Annotated in this window: 21 protein-coding genes and 1 pseudogene; 12 read left to right on the top strand and 10 right to left on the bottom strand. The window is 64.9% G+C overall.

Features of this window, described 5'->3' with window-relative positions; translation table 11 throughout:
• The first annotated feature begins 475 nt into the window (after positions 1 to 475).
• From V9G04_11845 to V9G04_11830, 4 genes are all read left to right on the top strand, one after another.
• Positions 476 to 1,879, top strand: a complete 1,404-nt coding sequence (locus tag V9G04_11845; GenBank protein MEI2713947.1) for a replication initiation protein — start codon at positions 476 to 478, stop codon at positions 1,877 to 1,879.
• Positions 1,880 to 2,068: 189 nt separating this feature from the next.
• Positions 2,069 to 2,425 carry a hypothetical protein gene (locus tag V9G04_11840; GenBank protein MEI2713946.1) on the top strand — a complete coding sequence of 119 codons (357 nt, stop codon included), beginning with the start codon at positions 2,069 to 2,071 and terminating at the stop codon, positions 2,423 to 2,425.
• Positions 2,426 to 2,936: 511 nt separating this feature from the next.
• Positions 2,937 to 3,110, top strand: coding sequence for a hypothetical protein (locus V9G04_11835; GenBank protein MEI2713945.1), 174 nt, complete (start codon positions 2,937 to 2,939; stop codon positions 3,108 to 3,110).
• Positions 3,107 to 5,257: a phage integrase family protein gene (locus tag V9G04_11830; protein MEI2713944.1), complete on the top strand. Its 2,151-nt coding sequence runs from the start codon at positions 3,107 to 3,109 to the stop codon at positions 5,255 to 5,257. The genes V9G04_11835 and V9G04_11830 overlap by 4 nt, the downstream gene beginning before the upstream one ends.
• A 69-nt stretch (positions 5,258 to 5,326) precedes the next feature.
• Here V9G04_11830 and V9G04_11825 read toward each other — a convergent pair whose 3' ends face one another.
• Genes V9G04_11825 through V9G04_11800 form a run of 6 tightly spaced genes read right to left on the bottom strand, consistent with a single transcriptional unit; the run spans position 5,327 to position 7,887 of the window.
• Positions 5,327 to 6,031, bottom strand: a complete 705-nt coding sequence (locus V9G04_11825) for a hypothetical protein (GenBank protein MEI2713943.1) — start codon at positions 6,029 to 6,031, stop codon at positions 5,327 to 5,329.
• Positions 6,028 to 6,690, bottom strand: a complete 663-nt coding sequence (locus tag V9G04_11820) for a hypothetical protein (GenBank protein MEI2713942.1) — start codon at positions 6,688 to 6,690, stop codon at positions 6,028 to 6,030. The genes V9G04_11825 and V9G04_11820 overlap by 4 nt, the downstream gene beginning before the upstream one ends.
• Positions 6,691 to 6,726: 36 nt before the next feature.
• Positions 6,727 to 7,089, bottom strand: a complete 363-nt coding sequence (locus V9G04_11815; GenBank protein ID MEI2713941.1) for a hypothetical protein — start codon at positions 7,087 to 7,089, stop codon at positions 6,727 to 6,729.
• Between the two features lie 42 nt (positions 7,090 to 7,131).
• Entirely contained in the window at positions 7,132 to 7,413 is a 282-nt protein-coding gene (locus V9G04_11810; protein MEI2713940.1) for a hypothetical protein, read from the bottom strand.
• Positions 7,414 to 7,435: 22 nt separating this feature from the next.
• Positions 7,436 to 7,657 carry a hypothetical protein gene (locus V9G04_11805; GenBank protein ID MEI2713939.1) on the bottom strand — a complete coding sequence of 74 codons (222 nt, stop codon included), beginning with the start codon at positions 7,655 to 7,657 and terminating at the stop codon, positions 7,436 to 7,438.
• Positions 7,654 to 7,887 carry a DUF2188 domain-containing protein gene (locus V9G04_11800; protein ID MEI2713938.1) on the bottom strand — a complete coding sequence of 78 codons (234 nt, stop codon included), beginning with the start codon at positions 7,885 to 7,887 and terminating at the stop codon, positions 7,654 to 7,656. Before V9G04_11800 ends, V9G04_11805 begins: the two co-directional genes overlap by 4 nt.
• A gap of 87 nt (positions 7,888 to 7,974) precedes the next feature.
• Here V9G04_11800 and V9G04_11795 point away from each other — a divergent pair, with 87 nt between their 5' ends.
• Positions 7,975 to 9,042, top strand: a complete 1,068-nt coding sequence (locus V9G04_11795) for an XRE family transcriptional regulator (GenBank protein MEI2713937.1) — start codon at positions 7,975 to 7,977, stop codon at positions 9,040 to 9,042.
• Between the two features lie 6 nt (positions 9,043 to 9,048).
• Positions 9,049 to 9,228: a hypothetical protein gene (locus V9G04_11790; protein MEI2713936.1), complete on the top strand. Its 180-nt coding sequence runs from the start codon at positions 9,049 to 9,051 to the stop codon at positions 9,226 to 9,228.
• Between the two features lie 691 nt (positions 9,229 to 9,919).
• Here the strand turns inward: V9G04_11790 and V9G04_11785 are convergent.
• Positions 9,920 to 10,636, bottom strand: a complete 717-nt coding sequence (locus V9G04_11785) for a hypothetical protein (GenBank protein ID MEI2713935.1) — start codon at positions 10,634 to 10,636, stop codon at positions 9,920 to 9,922.
• Between the two features lie 1,080 nt (positions 10,637 to 11,716).
• On the opposite strand from V9G04_11785, the pseudogene V9G04_11780 reads away from it, so the two are divergent.
• Positions 11,717 to 12,927 (top strand): annotated as a pseudogene (locus tag V9G04_11780) (IS3 family transposase).
• A 1,182-nt stretch (positions 12,928 to 14,109) separates the two neighbouring features.
• Positions 14,110 to 14,301, top strand: coding sequence for a hypothetical protein (locus tag V9G04_11775; protein MEI2713934.1), 192 nt, complete (start codon positions 14,110 to 14,112; stop codon positions 14,299 to 14,301).
• A 934-nt stretch (positions 14,302 to 15,235) separates the two neighbouring features.
• Here V9G04_11775 and V9G04_11770 read toward each other — a convergent pair.
• Positions 15,236 to 15,937, bottom strand: a complete 702-nt coding sequence (locus tag V9G04_11770; protein ID MEI2713933.1) for a TlpA disulfide reductase family protein — start codon at positions 15,935 to 15,937, stop codon at positions 15,236 to 15,238.
• Complete coding sequence (locus tag V9G04_11765) at positions 15,937 to 16,596, bottom strand: protoglobin domain-containing protein (protein ID MEI2713932.1); 660 nt, start codon at positions 16,594 to 16,596, stop codon at positions 15,937 to 15,939. Before V9G04_11765 ends, V9G04_11770 begins: the two co-directional genes overlap by 1 nt.
• A 93-nt stretch (positions 16,597 to 16,689) precedes the next feature.
• On the opposite strand from V9G04_11765, the gene V9G04_11760 reads away from it, so the two are divergent.
• Positions 16,690 to 17,613, top strand: a complete 924-nt coding sequence (locus V9G04_11760) for an AraC family transcriptional regulator (GenBank protein MEI2713931.1) — start codon at positions 16,690 to 16,692, stop codon at positions 17,611 to 17,613.
• Between the two features lie 40 nt (positions 17,614 to 17,653).
• On the opposite strand, the gene V9G04_11755 is transcribed toward V9G04_11760, so the two are convergent.
• A complete protein-coding gene (locus V9G04_11755) occupies positions 17,654 to 17,938 on the bottom strand; it encodes a hypothetical protein (GenBank protein ID MEI2713930.1) in 285 nt (94 codons plus the stop codon).
• A 70-nt stretch (positions 17,939 to 18,008) separates the two neighbouring features.
• Between V9G04_11755 and V9G04_11750 the strand changes: the two genes are divergently transcribed.
• From V9G04_11750 to V9G04_11740, 3 genes are all read left to right on the top strand, one after another.
• Positions 18,009 to 18,608 carry a TetR/AcrR family transcriptional regulator gene (locus tag V9G04_11750; GenBank protein MEI2713929.1) on the top strand — a complete coding sequence of 200 codons (600 nt, stop codon included), beginning with the start codon at positions 18,009 to 18,011 and terminating at the stop codon, positions 18,606 to 18,608.
• Entirely contained in the window at positions 18,605 to 19,795 is a 1,191-nt protein-coding gene (locus V9G04_11745) for an efflux RND transporter periplasmic adaptor subunit (protein MEI2713928.1), read from the top strand. Before V9G04_11750 ends, V9G04_11745 begins: the two co-directional genes overlap by 4 nt.
• Positions 19,792 to 20,553, top strand: a 762-nt coding sequence (locus V9G04_11740) for an ABC transporter permease (protein MEI2713927.1), incomplete at its 3' end; no start/stop codon positions are given. The genes V9G04_11745 and V9G04_11740, both read left to right, overlap by 4 nt.

Below are 20,553 nucleotides of genomic sequence, written 5' to 3'. Positions count from 1 at the left end.
AGCATTGTAGGTTCTGACGGAGCTTAGAAGACAAATCTACAAATCGAAGGCACAACCAACGCGATTGCCACACTTGCCGGACAGCCCTTGCTTTTCGGTATCTGTGGATAAGTCAGGTCCAGATCTTCACTATCCTTGAGAGCTTTAGAGACTTTGCATTCAGCTTTTTCTCTATAGATCAACGGCTTAGCGCGTTTTCCGTCCGGCATCTGTGGCAATCCCGTCCGCCAGGTGTGGCGGTACGGTCCGGCATCTGTGGCAATCGCGTCCGTCAAGCGTGGCTGCCGTCCGCCATCTGTGGCGCAAGATATCCACAAGGGCCCACTTTGGTCACGCCTACGGGGTGTCCGGCAAGTGTGGCTAGAGCAACTACAGAGAAGCGGGTGCAGGTCCAGTCTTCAAGATGGACCCGCCTTGGTAGGTCACAGCTGAGCGTTGGCTAGGTGTCCGGAGCCGTTGGACGTAAACTCTCGGCATGTCGACGGTCAGAAAGGCGCCTCAAACTTTGCATCAGCCCGCAGCGTCCAGCGCAGTTGGGACGCTGAGCAAGTCCGTTTTCGCGCTTGCCATCGAGCCGTTGACCATGGCCCTGACGGTGACTGGACGCAAGGCCTATGACGTCATGCTGTGGATCGCACAGCGTGGCCCAGCTGCTGCCGATGGGGGCTACACGAGCCCCGTGAGCGCGATCCTTCGCGGCTATGGGTCGACAACCAAGGCGTCTGAGCGCGTGCAGCGCTACATCGAGCAGATGGTGCAAACGACGGTCGTCTGGCGGCCACTGGCAGCGAGCGAGCAGGGGAACATGCTGCTCGAAGGCTTTGAGGCCGCGGCACCAGAGAAGATCAGCGATGAAGCTCGCACTTTCCCATTGCTCGCCGAGGCCCGCTTGTACATCCGTGGCGGTGAGGCCTGGGTGACCTGGTACTACCCACCGTCGATCAAGGAGCAACTGATCAGCCCCGAGCGATGGGCCCAGATCGAGTTGAACTCCATCGCCAGGCTCTCGACCTACACCGCCGTCGCGCTGTACGAGATCTGCGCCCGCTACAAGGACAGCCCTGGAGGCTTGACCAGCCGCCACGAGCCGGAGTTCTGGACCCGCGTGCTTCGAGAGGGTGGTGGCATCAAGCCCCGTGAGTTTCGGAAGTTCAAGAACGAACTCCTGATGCCGGCTGTCGCCGAGATCAACGAGGAGACCGAGATCGAGGTCGAGCTCATCGAGCATCGCGAGCAGAGCACGCTACACGCCGTCCAGTTCAAGGTCGCGCGCAAAGCGAAGGAGAAGGCCAAGATTCCTGACGCGGCGGATGTGACCTTGGTGATGCGAGCGGCGAAGTTGGGCGTGCGTGAGTCCGACCTGGATGCCCTTGTCGCGAAGTACGGGGCACTCAAGGTCACGGAAGGCCTGGATGCCATGGAGGCCTACATCAGTGACCCCAGCGCCTCGAAGATCATGAACCGAGGCGGCTACTTGAAGGCCGTGCTGGCGAATCGTTTTCCTGACGGCGGAGTGCCCGCGCCACTATCGCCGGCGGAAGTACGGCCGGTGCCCAAGGTCGACCCGAAGCGCGAACAGCAGGAATTGGTGGAGGCATGGAAGGCCAACCGGCAGAAGCAGATTCGAGCCGAGTTCTCAGCCTTGCCGGAAGACGAGAAAGCAAAGTGGATTGACCAGGCCGCCCCGACGATCTTGCAATGGTCCGTGACGACGCCGGCCATGCGGAAACGTGTTGCGGACCGTGACTGGGAGTCGCCCCTGATCAGCCGAGTCGTTCTGGACGTTTACGCCACGGCGCGGCACGGGGCAGGGTGGAAGGAACCCAGCGAGATGGACCTGGTTATGTTCACGGTAGCGGCGGATCGCCAGCAGGCTTAGGGCCCACCGGGGAGCCAAAACGCTGCCGATCGATGGCGGCGCCAGTAGATCGAGTCAATTTCGGAGTGACATTCCATCCCCATCAGCTACATGATAAGTATCCTTATCACCATGCGCAAAAACGGGTGACAAATCGGCCCTTGCCAGGAGACAATCGGCCAAGTGCTTGATCCGTAAGGAGAACTGCCGATGGCCGGCCCGCTCGACATCGACGACGACATGCAGCGCATGGTGCTGCGCAAGGGCGAGGCCACCGCGAAGGGCGGCCACGCCTTCCAGCGGCTGCTGCAGCTCGCCGAGACCCGCGACTCCGGCCAGGTCCGGCGCGTCGCGCTCTTCATCGCCGCGACCTACAACGGCGAGGCCTTCCCCTTCGATCTGTTCGAGCTGCGCGCGGTCGACGAAGCCATCAGCGACGACATGCTGCTGTGCATCGACGCGCTGCGCTGGGGCCAGTCCGACCTGCACAGCCTGGTGCCCGACGGCGACCGGCGGGTGAGGGCGGTGATCGAGCAGTGGGGCCTGAAGTGGCCCGAGGCGCAGTGACCGCCGGCCACCTCGGTGACTGAAACCTACCCGGCCCCGCTCGACGACGCCGCGCTCGGCGCGACGTGGGCCGCGGCCTGGTCGGCGCTCGGCCGGCCGGCGCCGGCCGGCCTGCAGGCCGAACTGATGACCGCCTGGTCCGAACCGCAGCGGCACTATCACGACCAGCGGCACCTGCGCGAGTGCCTGGCGCTGTGGACGCGGTGGCGCGAGCACAGCCCGCGCGCCGGCGAGGTCGCGATCGCGCTGTGGTTCCACGATGCCATCTACGACCCGCAGGCCCCGGTGTCGGGAAGCAACGAACTGAACAGCGCCGCGTGGGCGGCCCGGTCGCTCGTGCGCGCCGGCGCCGACAGCGACACCGCGCAGCGCGTCCACGATCTGGTGATGGCCACGCAGCACGACGCGCCGGCCGCGCTCGGGGTCGAGCCCGGACGCCCAGCTGCTCGTCGACATCGACCTGTCCATCCTCGGCAGTCCGGCCGAGCGCTTCGAGCGCTACGACCAGGACGTGCGCAAGGAGTACGCGTGGGTGCCCGGCTTCCGGTATCAGGAGGCGAGGGCGCAGGTCCTGCAGAGCTTCCTCGACCGACCGCGGCTGTACCACGGCGAGCACGCGGTCGCGCTGCTCGAAGCGCAGGCCCGCATCAACCTGGCCGCCGCGCTGTCGCGGCTCGCGCAATGAACGCGCGCGACGACAAGGCGCTGGCCAGCCCGAGCCCGAAGCGGCCGAAGGCCGCGCGGGCAGGGCAGGGCGCTGGTGCTCCGGCGCCGCTGTTCGGGACCTCCACCCGAACACCGCCGCGCAGCCTCGCGCCGGTCAGCGCCGCACGGCAGCGCAAGCTGCACGTCGGCCACTTCGCGTTCATGCGCTCGGTGGTCCAGGGCCTCGATCCCCGCGAAAGCTGGGAGCGCTACTTCCGCGTCGAAGGCGAGGCCACCGACCAGCGCACCGTGCGCGCCACCATCGCCTGGATCCGCGACGAGTTCGCCGCGGCCGCGAAGCGCGAGGACCGGTTCGGCACCGCGCGCCTGGTGCGCATCGACGCGACCCGCATCGCCGACCCGTCGCTCGAACTGCCCAGCCTCGAAGCCTTCGCCGAAGCGCACGGCCTCGAAGACGAGCGCCAGGCCGACCAGATCGCCGCCTACGAAGCCGAGTACGGCCGCGCGACGCAGCGCCTGCGCCGGCGCGCCCGACTGATCGCGCGCCAGCTCGAAGCGCTGCGCTGGCTCGAAAGCCTGGTCGCCCAGTCGCCGAAGGCCGGCGACTCGGTCGCCGCCTGGCTGAACCCGACGCTGGCCAGCCACCTCGAAGCCGCCGACATCTTCACGCTCGCCCAGCTGGTCGAGCGCATCAACGGTGTCGGCCGGCGGTGGCACGCCGGCATCAAGGCGATGGGGGAGGGCAAGGCCCTGCGCATCGTCGAGTGGCTCGCGCGAGCACCAGGACAGCATCGAGCTGCAGCTCGGCCGCCATGTGGCGATGCCGCGCAGCAAGCTCTACGCGCACGAGCTGCAGGCCGTGGTCGCTACCGGCCACCGACATCCGCCCGCTTGGAGAAGTTCATCGTGCCGGCCGAGCTCGACGGCACCCGCGGCCTGTACCGCCGCCCGCAGGCGCAGTGCCTGCTGAAGGCCACCAACGACTACCAGGCCATCCTCGCCTGGCTGCGCTCCAAGCACGGCCTCACCCCCGAGCAGAAGGCGCACCTCAAGGCGCGCCGGCGCCAGCGGGACACCGGCGTCGAGCAGGGCATGGACTGGCTGCAGGCGCTGTCGCACACCCAGCGCGCCTACCGCAAGGAAGCCGAGCGCTTCCTGCTCTGGGCGATCACGCACAAGGGCAAGGCCCTGTCCTCGATGAGCAACGAGGACTGCATCGAGTACCGGGACTTCCTGGCCGACCCGCAGCCGCGCAGCCGCTGGTGTGGCGACCGCGGGCGCGAGCGCTGGTCGCCGCTGTGGCGGCCGTTCGAGGGGCCGCTGTCGGCGTCGGCGCAGCGGCATGCGGTGACGATCCTGAAGAACCTCTACGGCTTCCTCGTCGACCAGAACTACCTGATGGGCAACCCGTGGTCGGCGGTCGGCGTGCCGCGGACCTCGGGGCCGAAGGTGAACGCGGGGCGGAGCTTCAGCCTGGCGCAGTGGCAGTTCATCGAAGGGCAGCTGAAGATGCTGCCGGCGACCTCGGCGAACCAGCGGCTGACCTTCGGGCTGCACCTGCTCTACGCGACCGGCCTGCGGCTGTCGGAAGTGGTGGCGGCGACGGTCGATGACCTGCAGTGGGTCGAGTACCCGGCGGATGCGTCAGACGATCAGCCCATGGAAGGCTGGTTGCTGCGGGTGATCGGCAAGGGGCAGAAGGAACGCGAGGTGCCGCTGCCGGCCGATGTCGTGGGCGAGCTGGCCAGGTACCTGGTTTCGCGGGGGCTCGATGCGGACCCGGAGGACATCGGCAACCAGGGGGCGTTCCTGCTCGGCAAGGCCAGCGACGCGGCTGAGCGCGCGCCGGGGCTGAGTACCGGGCAGGCGATCGACCCGCGGCAGGGGATCGCCGCGACGACGTTCTACGACCAGATCAAACGCTTCTTTGAAGACTGCGCCGGCGTGCTGCGAGGGCAGGGCGACGCGAAGGGCGCGGAGCGCTTCACGAAGGCCAGCACGCACTGGATGCGGCACTCGCACGCGAGCCATGCAATCGCCAGCGGCATGCCCATCGAGATCGCGCAGCAGAACCTCGGACACGCATCGCTTGCTACGACCACGGTGTATGTGACTACCGAAAAGCGGCGACGGATGAAGGCCGTTGATGCTTTCTGGAAGAGGTAGAGCAGCTGCGCCAACAGACCGGCGCATCGCAGCCATCCGGCAGCGAGGCGCAGACTATGAATGATCGAACTACAGGCCCAGCATGAACTTGGCGGCCCCAAAGTTGGGGGCGTAGCCCATCGACACCATGCCGAGGTCCGCAGCAAAGTCGGCAGGCAAGTGCGTCGTGCTTGGCGCGTAGTACTCCTTGGTGTTCGAAGACGCGAACACGATCGGAGCGGAGAGGCCGGCAGTTCGGAGCTGCTGAGCGGCTTCAAGGTAAGCCTCCACGATCACGCAGTCCTTGATCGAGTCCTTGCCCTTGCGCGCAGGGGCCCGAGGTGCGTTCACCCGCGCCAGTGCCCTTCCAGCCACGCCGGGGTTGTCCGGCACACGCATAGCGGCAGCCGTCCACCGATCCAGTACCAGGCGTGCCCGGCCTACGTGCCCATGAAGATGGGCAGTGCTCATCACGCCGGTCGCTCCGAACGCCGAGGCGACATCGTGAATCCGTTGGGCCTGTCCGTGGAACTTCGCCAGCTTGTCCTCGGCCTCCTGCTGGACTTCCTGCAGGTGGACGGCCAACTCGATTCCGATCTGTTCGGCCATCAGCACCACGAGAACAGACTTCGACTCGGCGGCGTGCAGCAAGTCGAGCCCGGCTTTCGCATCCGCTAAGCGCACGGTCTCGCGGGTGATGTCTCGGACAACATCCAGGATCGTGCAAGTGTCGAGACACAGGATTGGAGCGCCCAGCGCCACCAGGTCGGTGATCTGCGCCGGAACAAGACTCATGGCCTGGAGGCGTCGTACTGCTGGAGCAATCCGAGCCCGAACTCGTAGTCGATCGCGAGTTCATGTGCGGCTTCATCGGACCAGCCCTCGACTTCGGCCAGCCAACGAGCCAGCCGGTCGGCGTCCAGGCGAGCCCGGGTTCGGTGAGCCGCGATCAGAAATTCGAACCACCGCTCCTGGTCCTTTGGGTGGCTAGCACCTGTTGACTTATTCGCCGCGCCTGAGAATCGACGCAACGCAGCTGCGGGCGCGGCCTCCAGCCAATCCTCCAGCGTCTGCTGGGGAGCCGTCAGGGCTACGACAAATCCGCCGACCCTTGCTGCCGGCTCGGCCACTCGCGTCACGAAGTCTCGGAGAATTTGGTTGTATTTGGAGATGCCGAGTTCTCCGACATTGCGCGGCACGATGTTCGCAACTCGGAAGCCATCGTCTTCCTGCCAAAGAACCAGCGCGGACTCGTCGATGCCCCCAAAGGCATCACGTATGAGCGCAATCACATCCTCCTGCTTGAGCGCATAGGTCCTGACGTTCTGTTCACGCTCTGGGTCGTGCCTCCAGGGTGCCTTGACCTGCGCGAGGATGTGGTCTCGTATCGAGATGTCTGCGGATCGGGTGCGCAGGTACAGCTCTTGGAAAACCTCGAGTGATTTCGCCGTCATTGTCAGTACCTGTCTTGCCTTCTTCTGCAGTGGCCGCTAGATCAGCGGCAGAGATTTCGCCGTGAAGGCATCCCTGGTCAGGTGCGCCAGATAGGCCGCTCCTGCGAGCAGCCCCGCCACACGGAGTAGCCGCTGCAAGTCGTCTTCGGCCTCCCATTTGTACAGGCGGTGCAGGCCATAGCCCAGGCCTGCAAACAGCGCGACGCTGTGAAAGAACTTGCGGTGATTGGGGTGCAATGCTGGCTCCAGGACATCAGGAAGCGACGGTAAGCAAGCCGCTGCCGCGCCCACCGCGATGGGGGTGGCATCGGCCGGCTGCCCCTCGCGATCTCGCACGATTGCGCATACACAGGCGACAGCAATGAAGTTGAATTGAGCGTGTTCGATCGCGCAGGCCATCAGTCGACTCCGACAAGGGTTTGCAGGTGGGGGCAGCGCTGGTCAAAGTCCCAACAGCCGCTTCCGGTCTTTGCGGTACAGCTTCACCGCCAACAACAGGCACGCCGCCAGAGACGCCCACGCCGCCTTGTCGTACCTGTGAAACAGCTTCTCGCGCACAACGTCCGTCAGCGGCGCCAGCGCGCCATGAAGCTCAATCCTGCCGACGAAGTAGTCACCAGCCACCATCAGCCCGACGAAGGACACCATGCCCAAGACAACCGCAAACTGGGTTCGCGACGAGTAGGCAAGTACCACCAGGATCTCGGCCAGCCAGTCTTTCATCGTTGCCTCCTGATTTGGCGGCTCAGCGTTCCAGCGCTGAGCGCGCGGCAGCGATGGCCGCATCGGAGCCCTGCAACTCGATTGAAGCAGGCCCGCCGCTGGCAGTGCGCTTGAATCGAACAGTGATTCCGCCGTGGCGCATGGCTGCAGCTTTCGCCTTCGACTCGAGATCCTTCTCGATTGCGGCGGTTGCCGCCCGAAGCAGATCGCCGGGCTTGGGGCCCTTGAAGGTGATCTTGATCATTTGGAATCCTTCGGCGGGCACGGGTCGTTGCCGTACGAGTCGCGAGCACGGATACGGCCATCCTGGCCATGGATCAGCAGTTCGCCCTGCCCCTGGCGCGCCATCTGCCGGCCAGACTGGATCGCCTGCGACTGGGTGTCGAAGACTTGGCTGGCGCGCTGCCCGCCCTCGCGCAGGGTGCCCCACTGATCGCCGCGCTGAACCACGTGAACATTCTTACGGTTGGCCATGTCAGGACTCCAAACAGGTTGACATGAGCGAGTTTACAAACGACACTTCGCAAAGTCAATCTGTAAACCAACAAGTCGGAGCACACGATGATCGGAAACCGACTGAAGCGCGCCCGGGAGGCCCTTGGCCTCTCGCTTCGCGACCTTGAGGGCGCCATCCACGGTCAGGTGTCAGCTCAGGCCATCGGCAAGTACGAGCGCGGCGAGATGATGCCGGGGTCGACGGTGCTGCTCGCACTGTCCAAAGCGCTTCACATCACGCCCGAGTTCCTGCTCAGTGAGCGGGAGGTCGAGCTCACGGGCGTCGACTTTCGCAAGGCGCCCCAGGCTGGCGTGAAGGAAGAACGCGCGGTCGAAGCGTCCGTGCTCGATCAAGTCGAGCGCTACCTGGAGTTAGAGGAACTGCTGCCAGGCATGGACGACGCCTGGGCTGCGCCAGACGGCCCGGAGTTCGAGATTCACCGCGTCGAGGACGCAGAGCAGGCGGCAGACTCACTGCGCAAGCTGTGGTCACTGGGAATCGACCCGATCCCGATCATGGCGGAGCTGCTGGAGGACAAGGGGGTCAAGGTCATCGCCCTGGATCTTCCTGAAAGCGTGTCCGGATCGAAGGCATTTGTTCAGCGCCGCGAGCAGAACGATGTGCCGGTCATCGTGGTGAACCAGCACCACAACGGCGAGCGTCAGCGTTTCACGCTGGCGCACGAACTGGCGCACCTGGTACTTCGCTTCAGTGACCTGAGCGACGCCGAGCAGGAAAAGGCTGCCGACCGCTTTGCCGGCGCTTTCCTGATGGCGAAGGACATGATGCTCCGGCTTCTGGGCAGCCACCGCACGTCCATTTCACTTGGCGAGTTGGCGGAGCTGAAGAAGTTGTTCAAGGTCAGCATCGCCTCGCTCGTTGTCCGCTGCGCGCAGCTTGGTGTGCTGACGAAGGCGGCCTACGGGCGCCTCTGGTCGCAGATCAAGGGCCTCGGCTGGAACGGCCCCGCATCTACCGAACCAAACGCACTGCCACCCGAGGTGCCGCTACGGATGGAGCGCATGTGCATGCGGGCCGTCGCTGAAGGCGCGATCTCGGAGGCCAAGGCTGCGGAACTCCTCAATATCAGCGTGCGGGAACTGGACCGGCGGCTGATGGGGCAGGCGGCTTGATCGACCATGATCATCCTGGTCTCCGACACGTCCATCCTGATTGACCTGGAGCGGGGCGGGCTTCTGGAGGCCGCCTTCTCCTGCGGATTGACGATGGTGGTGCCGGACTTGCTCTACGAGAGAGAGCTGGAGCCAGAGAACGGCGCGCTGCTCCGGAAGCTTGGCCTTGGGCGTTGTGTCGCTTGACACCCGAGGAGGTTGCAGCTCGCTCAGCAAGCTGCGGAACCGAGCGCAAGGCGCTGTCGCTGCCCGATTGCTTTGCGCTCAGCTGCGCGACACGCGCCGACCATGCACTGGTTACCGGCGACAAGGTCCTGCGGAATGAAGCGGCGGCGCGACTGGGCACCGTCTACGGGTTGCTTTGGATGTTGGATCAAATGGAAGCATCCGGCAGATGTGGCCAAGACACTGCTCTACGAAGGACTCGCCCGCATCTCAGCTCACCCACGCTGCAGGCTGCCGCTCGGCGAGGTTCGAGCGCGACTAAACGGTTGGGCTCCGGCCTAGTTCAGCGATCTGCTTCACACGGCAGAAGCCCTTGGCGCTTCAGCTTGCGTCGCAACTTCTGCGTCAAGGCCTTGATCAGACTTGGGGTAGCGAAGTCGCGAAAAATGCTGTGACGCCGGACGGCGTCACGAACTTCGCTGCTTCCCTTTCTTGGAACTGAACAATTTGCAAGACGGTGATCTCGACTTGAAGCCCCAAGGTTGTTCTGCCAAAGGCGGCCGCGGCTCTCAGGCTTCCGCTCGAATTGCCGCCAAGCACAACAGCATACGTCGCGTGCGACAAAACTTGAACCGAGCGCGACCGGGATACGACTTGGTTCGATCGCCAGCATCGCGACTTTGCGGGAAGCTGGGTATCAATCGACAGGAAGTCACCAGTAGCGCTCTCTCCAGACCTGCTGAACGTGGCGAAGGCCATACTCGAGATTCGGAACGATGAAACCCTCCTTCCGCTCGCCGGCGTGAAAGATCTCGCCCCAGAAGCGCCCTTCCTTTGCGGGCGATACTTTCATCAACCAATGATCTCCACGCCGGTCTACGACGACGCGTTCAAAGTGGCCCACAGTGTTTGAATGAAAAAGCGAAGATGAAGAAGCCCCATTCGGGGAGTTCAAGTCGACTGGATCGATCACTGCGGGAGTCTGGTGAAGATCGACCAGATGGTGCGCTCGATCCATCACTGTGACTTCGGCAAAAAGCAGTCGAATGCTGGCCCCGAGGTGCTTAGAGACGGCCAGTGACACTCGGTGCTGGTGATCAATAGGTCTTCCCCTTTTGTCCCTCTGGCCGACTCGAAAAGCAACGGCTGCGTGCGTCGCCTTCCAGCCTGACAGCTCTGGCGCCAAACCTCGCGAGACGACGGTCAGTGCTGAAGCCAGTGCCAACATCTTTCGTCCCGTTTTTTCGGCCGACTCAACCTCAAGCCAATAAACACACTGCTTTTCCTGCCCGCTCTGGTCGCTTGCGGCGAACTGAATGAGCGCATCAGGATATTTCGCGAGTCTCGGATTCTCCGTCCGCAGTTCCAGTTCGGTTTTGAACTCAGCACCGCGGTCAGCGTATTCCAGCAGTAGCCCGGTGGTGAACAAGTCGTGCTTCCAACTTGCAGGCGGAGCCCACCGACCTTCTTCAGCGCGCCCCCAATTGTCCCCCGCTCGCACGGGAATGTTGATGGTTCTGGCCAAGTGGCGTGCGCCTGCTTTCGAAAGGACGAGAGCTATCCCAGCGCCGTCCGGGAGCTGACGATGAATGACCCACTTTTTGGCATGCCAGCGGCCGGCATATCGGCTTATGGACTTGCGCCTAGCGTCGTCTGCGCGCTCCAGTTCAAGTTCCTTCCCGGACTTCGAAAGTGGACTTGGCCAAATAATGTGTGACAACTCTCGCAGCCTTAACCATCCGAATCGGGATATCCAGTAGAGGCTACGAATATCTATTGAATCTGCTGCCGGTACCGCAAACATCAGAAAGTCCTGTGCTCAATATGACTTTGGGCGCGGAGATGCGATTTGGCCTCGGGTACCTCGCGTTGTACCAGGCCTGCGACACGACAGGTAGCGCATGTCGCACCTTTGAAGCCGTTGCTTTCATAGGTAGAGCCGGCCTGCTTACGCCTGCAGGTTTTAGCCCTGCTATAGGCGTTTTGGTGCGAGGGAGCGGCTCGCATCTGAGGAAAGCGACTGGAGCGATGCATTGAGGGTGTGGTGTTGTCAGGCTTGGATTTTGGGCCGCCCGCGTCTCTAACAGCCACCAACTGACAAGAATATTTGGAGGACACTCTGTCGTAGCAGCAAGAACAGCTTTGCTAACCGGAGTGGCTCCAGATGCCTAAACTGTGCCTCCGCTTCACCCATCGGCTGTTTGCCGTATGACTGGTCGCCAGTACTGCAGATCTTCTCACCTGCAATTGCAGAGTTTGCGGATGAGCAGTTGACGAAGCAGATGATCGACGAAACGTCCAGGGGCAGTTCGTGCGGGTCGCCAACTCCGCATACTCGTGAATGCCAAGTTGTGAATCGGGTAGGTGCTGTTCATGCCAAGTCTGGATCTCGCGCCGTCCTAAACCTTCAGGCCCGTGTAGTATGGTCAAGTGCCAATCATGGATGTATGGCCTGCTGCCGGTTTCAAGGACACCTTGTTAAGGTGGAAGATGAAACTGGAGGTGGTTTATGGGAACGAGACGGCAGTTCAGCCGGGAGTTCAAGCTTGAGGCGGTGAAGCTGGTCAAGGAGCGCGGGGTGGCGGTAGCGCAGGCCTGCCCGCGATCTGGACGTTGCACGAGAGCAGTGCTGCGCAGCATGGATGCGCGAGCTGGCGGCGGATCCTCAGCAAGCCTTTCCTGGCAAAGGCGTGATGAAGCCCGAGGCAGCCGAGATTGGATCGGCTGCGCAAGGAAGTGGCCAAGCTCAAGATGGAGCGCGACATCCTGAAAAAAGCCGCGGCCTACTTCGCGAAGGAGTCGACTGTGAAGTTCGAGCTTCGTGGCGAAGCACCGAGGGGCCTGGCCGGTCGGATCTGATGTGCGAGGCGCTCGGTGTCTCGCGAAGCGGCTTCTACGCCTGGCGCGGTGCGGCCCCAGAAGCCAGCCGCAGTCTAGACAGACGAGGTGCTGGGTGCAGCACGTTCGCAACAGCTTCCTGGGCAGCGACCGCACCTACGGCGCCCGCCGCGTCTGGCACGACGTGCTGGCGTACTGGGGCATCGACTGCGGCCTGCACCGTATCGAGCGGCTGATGCGCGCTGCAGGCACTGCGGGCCAGGCCAAAGCGCCGAGGCTTGCCCAAAGACAGGGGTGAGCGCAGCGCCATTGCCGACAACGTGCTGGACCGGCAATTCCAGGCCGATGCGCCCGAACCAGAAATGGGTCGCTGACTTCACCTACATCTGGACGGCCGAGGGCTGGCTGTACGTGGCGGTGGTGCTTGACCTGTTCTCGCGCCGAGTCGTGGGCTGGTCGATGCAGGACCAGCATGACCTCGCAGTTGGTGGCCGACGCCTTGATGATGGCCGTGTGGCGCCGGGGACAAGCCGCAGGCGCTGCTGCATCACTCCGATCAGGGAAGCCAATACACCAGCGAGCACTTCCAGAGGCTTGCTGACCGAGCAGGGCATCGCCTGCAGCATGAGCCGTGCTGGCGAGGTCTGGGACAACTCGGCGATGGAGAGCTTCTTCAGCAGCTCTGAAGACCGAACGCACGGCACGCAAGGTCTACCGATCGCGGGAGCAGGCGCAGGTCAGATGTGTTCGACTACATCGAGCGGTTCTACAACCCGACACGCCGACATTCGACGCTCGGGCTACGTCAGTCCGATACAGTTCGAGGAAGCTCTAAGAAGCTTAGGTCGGTGTCTACGGAACCGGCAGCAGGCCACTGCGTGAAGGCGTGATCCAGCGTTGGTGGCGTGCGGAGGTTGGCTGGTCGTCTCGTTGGTCTGGCCGCCCAGTGTGGACAAGTGGGCGTGATGCGAATCGAAGAACGTCGGGACTTGTCGTGCTTGAACGACCGGATCGGCCGTCATGCGTTCTGTTGGAACGGGCAGTTGAGCGTTCCGATGGAACGAGGCGGTCTGGGTGATGGTGTTGGATGTTCTGGCTCCCGTCCTGTCGAGTGGTCAATGTGGCTCCATGACTTGGCAGGAGAAGACTGGATGAGCGCGACGACGCTTTGGCTGGTGGTGGGGTTCACTGGTAGGTTTCAGGCGGGATTGATCGATCACTCGACAGGTCCGGTCGGCGGCCCATCGGATCGTTCGGTTGGAACGGATCGCGTTCCTGCCCAGCGTGGGTTCTGCCTTCCAGCCGTCGAGGCGTGCTGGAGGAACGGCGATCCTGCCGTCCTGGGTTGGGGCGTTCCCTTGGAACGATCCTGCCGGGCTGGGTCGGTTGGCTCGGTCCGGGCTCGCTGGGTTGGTTGTGGCGGCGGTTCCCTCACGCGCCTCAACCTGTCAGTTCGGCTTACACGTAGCCCGGGTTGGGCCTTCGGCTGGGGCAGGGCCCATCTGATGAAGCACTCCTCGAACGGGATGAGCGGATTCCGAGAGGCGCTCAGCCTGAGTGAGGCGTTCGACTGGAACGAGTCGATGTTTCGCTCCGTTCGCCGTTCGCCGTTCGCCGTTCGCCGATCGACTGGCGGATGGCGCCGCCTTGGGGTGAGCCGAGGAAGCAGGGCCGGCCCGAAGTCGCGCCACCGCAAGACCTCGAATCCAGCAGGAGGCACCTGCGCCGTTCGGGCCAGTGGACTTGGTGCATGAGTGGGGAAGGTCAGCGGCTGGTGCGGGAGATCGGGTTCAGCGGTCCTTCCGCCCTAGCACTGGGGCCGACCGTGCGGGAGGCGCGTGACAGGAACGGGCCGTTCTACAACGGAACTCCCTTGGAAGACCGGGTCGACCGGTGGACCGAATCGCAGCCTCGGTTGAAGGGCGGTGTGACGGCTGCCGCCGGCTTGGTCGGGTGCTGCTCGTTCGGTGGTGACGCGCGGGTGTGCGTGTGTGCGTGCGTGAGGTGGATGGTGATCGGATGAAGGGGAAGGATTCTTCGAGGTCAGGGTAGTCGTCTCCGTCCATGTCCGGCCTGGCTCAGCGGCTGGGGCCGCTTCGCCGGATCGTCGAGGTGCTCCGGCACGCCGGCGATGCGTTCGGCACCAGTCGGGTTCGGTTCGAGTGCGGACACGAGGGGTCGGTGTCGAGCGGTGCCATCTACAAGGGACGCTGCCGTCGTTGCCGGCAGCTGGCGGTGCTGACACCTCCCGGCTGAGCCTACGCGCAGCAGCACCTTGGGCCGGAAACACTAATTTAGCCCGCCCCTCAACGAAGCCACTGACCTGGCCGGAGTGATCGAACCTGACAGGAATCGATCACGTTGTCCCCGTCCGATCCTGTCGATCTGGTCGAAGTCAGCTGGAACGTGAATGTTCTACCGGGCTGGACCGTTTCGACGGCGCTCAGGCCGGGCAGAAAGCGGACGAAGGTCGAAGGCGCTGAAGAGGTCTGAATCGTTTGGTGGGGACGAGTCGATGTCGCTCGAGGCGGGTGGGTCGGTCGATCGGAAGCATTGAAGATGGCACTGTTCGATCAGGCCTTGTGGAGGCCGTCGCGGAACACGCCGCTGCGGGCGGCGCGTTCGATGCGCTCGCGGTTGACGCTGATCGCCGACCTGGGGCCGGGCTCAGCTCGAATCGAGGACTGGAAGAGGTCGATGAAGCCGGCTTCTCGTCGATGCGGCCAGGCTGTCGATGCCGAGGGCCCTTCGATCCCAGGATGTCCGGAAGATGTTCGCTGACCTGTCCGGGTCGACGGCACTCGTCCTGTCGGAACGAATGGCGGAACGGACGATCGGCGGGGTCGGTTCGATCGTTCAACGAGAACGAGTCGTGCCGTTGGCCCGGTCTGGATGGACACGCTGGTCACGGAAGCTCCGGGCCCCGGACCAACACTCGCCTTGGTGGTTACTACCAGGACAGAGTTTCCAAGGGTACGTCGAGCTGCACTTGGGTGTTCGCGGAACACGAGCGAACGCCGACAGTGCCGGATATCGGCAAGATGCCGAGCGCTGCGTCGACCATCGCTCGTGACCGCCGATTTTCGATCTTGCGATTTATCACCAGCGATCGAAAAATCAGGCATTTGAGCTTCGCACGCTAGCTCGACGTCGAGGTCAATGTCTAGTCAACTCGAGAGAGTTGCGAGTACTACGAGCCACGCATGGCGGCGTGAAGGCTCGTACGAAGGCACTTGGCGGCAGCAACTCCGCCTTCCGAGAGACATGCCGTCAACGTCAGTGTTGGCGTTACCCCGAAACACAGCCCATGCCGTCGCACGCTGGCCGTGCCGTGCCAGTTCCGACGCGATCTAGGGACACCGACGCAGCGACCGGTGTTCTTTCCGCCAGCAACTGCCCGATCGCTGCGCCCAGCACCAGGTCGTCGACAACCCCGAAAGCGGTGCAGTCGCGCGCGGCCCTGCCGATCGAACAGCACGACACTGGGCGTGCCATGCAGGCCCCACTGCGCCATGGTGACAGGCAGCGGCCCCGCCTCGGCGGCTTGGTCGATGCCGATCGGGAATGGCAACCGGTATTCCTGGATGAAGGCCTGCAAGGCCTGTGATCCCATCACCTCGTGATGCTCGAACACCGTGTGCAGCCCGATGACCGTCACTGCCTCGCCCTGAAACGCCTCATGCACACGCAGCGCCTGGGGCAGGCCGTGCGACACACATGCCGGGCACAGCATCTGGAACGCATGGACCAGCACGACGCGCCCTCGCAGGTCCCTCAGTTCGACGGGCCTCGGGGTGTTGAACCAGTGCGAGGCCCGCCACCCTGGCAGGCTGGTTGCCTGCCCGGGTGGCGACGGGGTGCCCGCACGACCCGGCGTTGCAGGCGACGGCATCAGAACTCCCCGTCCTTGATGTAGGGGTGGCTCCACAGGATGGCCTGCAACAGCACGGCCTTCACCCACGCCGCGTGCATCTTCTCGACGTCCGCCGCTGAGGCCCCCTTCTTGGCCAGGAAAGGCTTCAGCGTCGTGGTGATGGGGATGGTCAGCGCGGGCAGATAGCGAAAGTCCACTTGTGCGGGGCCATGGGCACCGTCGGTCTTGTTCTTCTTGACCCGGTTGTGGCGCAGGCCGATCTCGTACTGCCAGTCCAGCCAGGCCTGGTCGTACTTCGCGTCGGCGGTGTCCAGGATCCACAGCGCAAAACGCTTGCGGACGGCGGCCAGGTAGGCGCCGTCCGGCTGGCCGCTGCGCGTGTCGCCGAAGAACACCACCAGCTCGGGCGTCGAGGCCACGAAGCCGTACCAGACATCGAGGATGGCCTCGGTCTGGTCGGCGAGGATGGCCCGGCTCTGGCGCAGCGCTGCCACGTCGTCGGCGCCGAACAGCATCGACTTCTGCAGCGCCGCCAGGTCGGCCATCGAGTACGGCGCACGGGCCAGTGTCGGCTGGCCCAGCGCGTAGCCGGGTGCACGGCCTTGCGGCGCTGCCGCGCCGGCATCCGCCACCACACCGAGCGTGGTGGCGGCAATCAGCAGTTTCAGCATCTTCATGAACAACTCCTGGTGTCTTGGGTTGGAACGGGTCCGCCGACCCGGATGTGATTGCGCAACGTCCCCAGTGTGTCCCCATCATCTGTACCATGGATGCTGTGGAGTACTCAAAACACCATCCATCGTTCAGAACCGGAGGCAGCGACCCTGCCCCCCGCCATTGATCGACTTTCCGGTCTGCTGGATCGTTTCCGCGTCCGGGCCCACCTGTTCCATGCCGGCGCCCTGTGCGGCACGACCGCCTTCGACGCGAAGCCGGGCCGCGCCTTCCTGCATGTGCTGCGCCGGGGCGAGCTGGTGGTGACGCACGGCAATGTCAAAGGCCTGAAACGCCGCGTCGTCGTGAACGAGCCGACGCTGATGCTCTACCCCCGGCCGGTGGCGCACACCTTCCACAACCCGCCGCGCGACGGATCGGATTTCACGTGCGCCACGCTCGACTTCGATGGTGCCGAGCACAACCCGCTGGTGGTGGCGCTGCCAGCTCTGGTGCTCGTCCCGCTGGATCAGGTCGATGGCCTGCAGCCCGCGCTCGACCTGCTGTTCGCCGAGACCGACCGCGTGCGCTGCGGCTCGCGACTGCTGGCCGACCGCTTGTTCGAGGTCGTGCTGATCCAACTGCTGCGCTGGCTGATCGACCACCCGGGCGCGAGCGGCGTCGGCAGCGGCCTCATCACAGGGCTGGCTGATCCCCGTCTGGCCAGGCTGCTCGTCGCGCTGCACGCGGCGCCCGCCGAGGCGTGGCCGCTGGAGCGCATGGCGGTGCAGGCCGGCATGTCGCGCACGGCGTTTGCCGTGACCTTCAAGCAGGCCACCGGCGCCACGCCAGCGGGCTACCTCGCCGACTGGCGACTGACCCTGGCCATGTCCGAGCTGCGCGCGGGCGGATTGCTCAAGGCCGTGGCCGACGCGGTGGGATACGGCAGCGCCACGGCGCTGTCCAAAGCCTTCAAGCAGCGCTACGGTGTGGCGCCGCGAGACTGGCGCAAGGCGGACCAGGGGCAGCACGAGACCTGACCAGGGCCCAAGGCTGCGTCGGCCTTGACGAACCCCGCCCCTACAGCGCCCGCCCCACCCCGATGCAGGCCAGCCCCGCAAACACCACGCCGGCCGCCACGGCCCGCTGCTGCCACCGCGTGCGCTGGCGAAACACGACCAGCGACATGGCGGTCGCCAGCACGATGTACGCATTGGTGTCGGCCACCACCTCGGCTGCGGAAAGCGTGCGCATGGCCTCGATGACCAGGGCATCGGCCACGGCGACGCTGAAGTAGCCGACGACGCCGATGGCGGTGCCGATCCACGCTAATGCGCCCGGCACCTCCCCGAAGGCGGGACCCATGCAGCAGATGCCGCATAGTCGTATAGTGGTAAGTATTCAATGACTTACTAACGACGCTCGGGACCCCCTCATGCAGATCCGGCTCTCCACCGAAGAACGCCAGGCAGAGATCGTGGCTGCGGCGCTGCGCCTGGCGCGCGAGTCGAGCCCGGCCTTGATCACCACCAGCGACATCGCAGCGGCCATCGGCGTCACGCAGGGTGCCGTCTTCAAGCACTTTCCCACCAAGGACGCCATCTGGCTGGCGGCCATGCGCTGGGTGCGCGAGACCCTGCTGCAAACGCTGCAGACCGCCGTGGACGACGCGGTCACGCCCCTGGACGCGTTGTCTGCGATGTTCCGCACGCATGTCGAGTTCGTCATCGCCCACCCGGGCGTGCCCCGGTTCATCTTCCATGAGCTCCAGCAACCTGCCGACTCCGCGGCCAAGAGCGAGGTACGCGCCGTGCTCCAGGGTTACCGCAAGCTGCTCGTCGGTCAGTTGAATCTGTCGATCCAGAGCAAGCTGGTCAGCCCCGAACTGGACGCCGAAGCCGCTGCGACGAGTTTCATCGGCCTGATCCAGGGGCTGGTCATGCAATCGATGCTGACTGGGCGCACGGCTGCGATGCGCCAGCAGTCGGATGCCCTCTACGCCCTTTACCGGCGCAGCCTCGGGGAAGCCTCATGAAACTCTCCTCCATCGGCATCCGCCGAGTCGTCCTTGGGCTCCTGGGCGTCCTGCTGCTGGCCGCGTTGGCCTTCGTGGTCATGCGGTCGGGGCCGCTGGCGCCGACGCGCGTCACGGTCGTGCAAGCAGCCGAAGGCCGGCTCACGCCTGCTCTGTTCGGCATCGGCACGGTCGAGGCAAGGCGCAGCTACCTGATCGGTCCGACGGCGGCCGGCCGTGTGCGCACCGTGACCGTGGACGTCGGCAGCCTCGTCAAGGCGGGCCAGTTGCTGGCCGAGATGGATCCGGTCGACCTGGACGAGCGCACGGCGGCGCTCGACGCCGCAGTGGCGCGTGCCGGCAGCGCCATGGCTGGCGCGGATGCCCAGCGCCGCGACGCCCTGGCACGCCAGGCGCTGGCGGCCGTCAACGCGCGTCGCACGGTCGAGTTGGGCCAACAGAACTTCATCAGCGCCAATGCCGTCGAGGCCCGGTTGCAGGAGCAGGCGTCGGCCGACGCGGTTGTCACCGCGGCCACTGCCAACGTGGCTGCGGCCCGACAGGATCAACAGCGCCTGGCGGCCGAGCGGGCTGGACTGCGCCAGCAGCGCGCCAACGTGCGCCTGCTGGCCCCTGCCGACGGCGTGGTGATCAGCCGCGATGCCGAACCCGGGTCGACCGTGGTGGCCGGGCAGGCCGTGCTGCGGGTGATCCAGCCGTCGTCCCTGTGGGTCAAGGTGCGGCTGGACCAGGCCCGCTCGGCCGGGCTGACGGCGGGTCTGCCGGCACAGGTGGTGCTGCGTTCGAACCCCGGGCGCGCCGTCGCCGGAAAGGTCGCGCGCGTCGAAACCATCAGCGACAGCGTGACTGAAGAGCGCGTCGCCCAGGTCAGCTTCGACCAGGCACCCAGCGACCTGTCGGTGGGCGAACTGGCCGAGGTGACGCTGTCCCTGCCGCCGACCGCCAACGCCGTGCTGCTGCCCAATGCGGCCATCAGGCGGCTGCAGGCGCAGATCGGCGTATGGACGCTCGACGGCGGCGACCTGCGCTTCGCGCCGGTGCGCACTGGCCTGACCAGCCTGGATGGCCAGGTGCAGATCCTCGAGGGCGTCAAACCCGGCACGACGGTCATCGTGTACAGCGAAAAGGACATCGGCGCGCGCAGCCGCATCACGGTGGTCGAGACGCTGGCGGGGCAACAGCCGTGATCAGCCTGGCCGGCCGCGACATCCTGCATTCGTGGGGCAAGTTCGTGCTGACCGGCATGGGCCTGGGCCTGTTGATCGGCGTGACGCTGACCATGGCCGGCGTCTACCGCGGCATGGTCGACGACGCGCGCGCACTGCTGAACAACAGCGGTGCCGATCTCTGGGTGGTCCAGCAAGGCACCCAGGGCCCGTACGCGGAATCGTCCAGCCTGCGCGACGACACGGTGCGCAGCGTGCTCGGGCTGCCCGGGGTGGCACGCGCTGCCAACGTCACCTACCTGACGATGCAGGTACGTCGCGCATCGGCGGGTGATGGTGCGCCCAGCAGCGACAACGACGACGTGCGCGCCATGGTGGTCGGCTTCGAGCCCGGGCAACCGGGCGAACCAGGCTACCTGGTGGCGGGCCGGCACGTCACCCGCAGCCACTACGAAGCAGTGGCCGACGTTCGCACGGGCTTTGCCCTGGGCGAACGCATCCGCATCCGCCGCCACGACTACACCGTGGTCGGCTTGACGCGACGGATGGTCTCGTCCGGTGGCGACCCGATGGTCTTCATCCCGCTGAAGGACGCACAGGAAGCGCAGTTCCTGAAGGACAACGACGCCATCGTCAACGAGCGCGCCCGCACCGCGGCCAACCCGAGCCTGAACCGACCGGGCGTGCCAGGGCTGCTGGAGGCCATCCAGGCCTCGCAGGCGAACAACCGCAACGTGAACGCCATCCTGGTGCAAGTGCAGCCCGGCATGGATGCCGGC

The sequence above is a fragment of the Nocardioides sp. genome (assembly GCA_037045645.1).
Classification (GTDB): domain Bacteria; phylum Actinomycetota; class Actinomycetes; order Propionibacteriales; family Nocardioidaceae; genus Nocardioides.
This window is presented reverse-complemented; position numbering and strand designations above follow the sequence as displayed.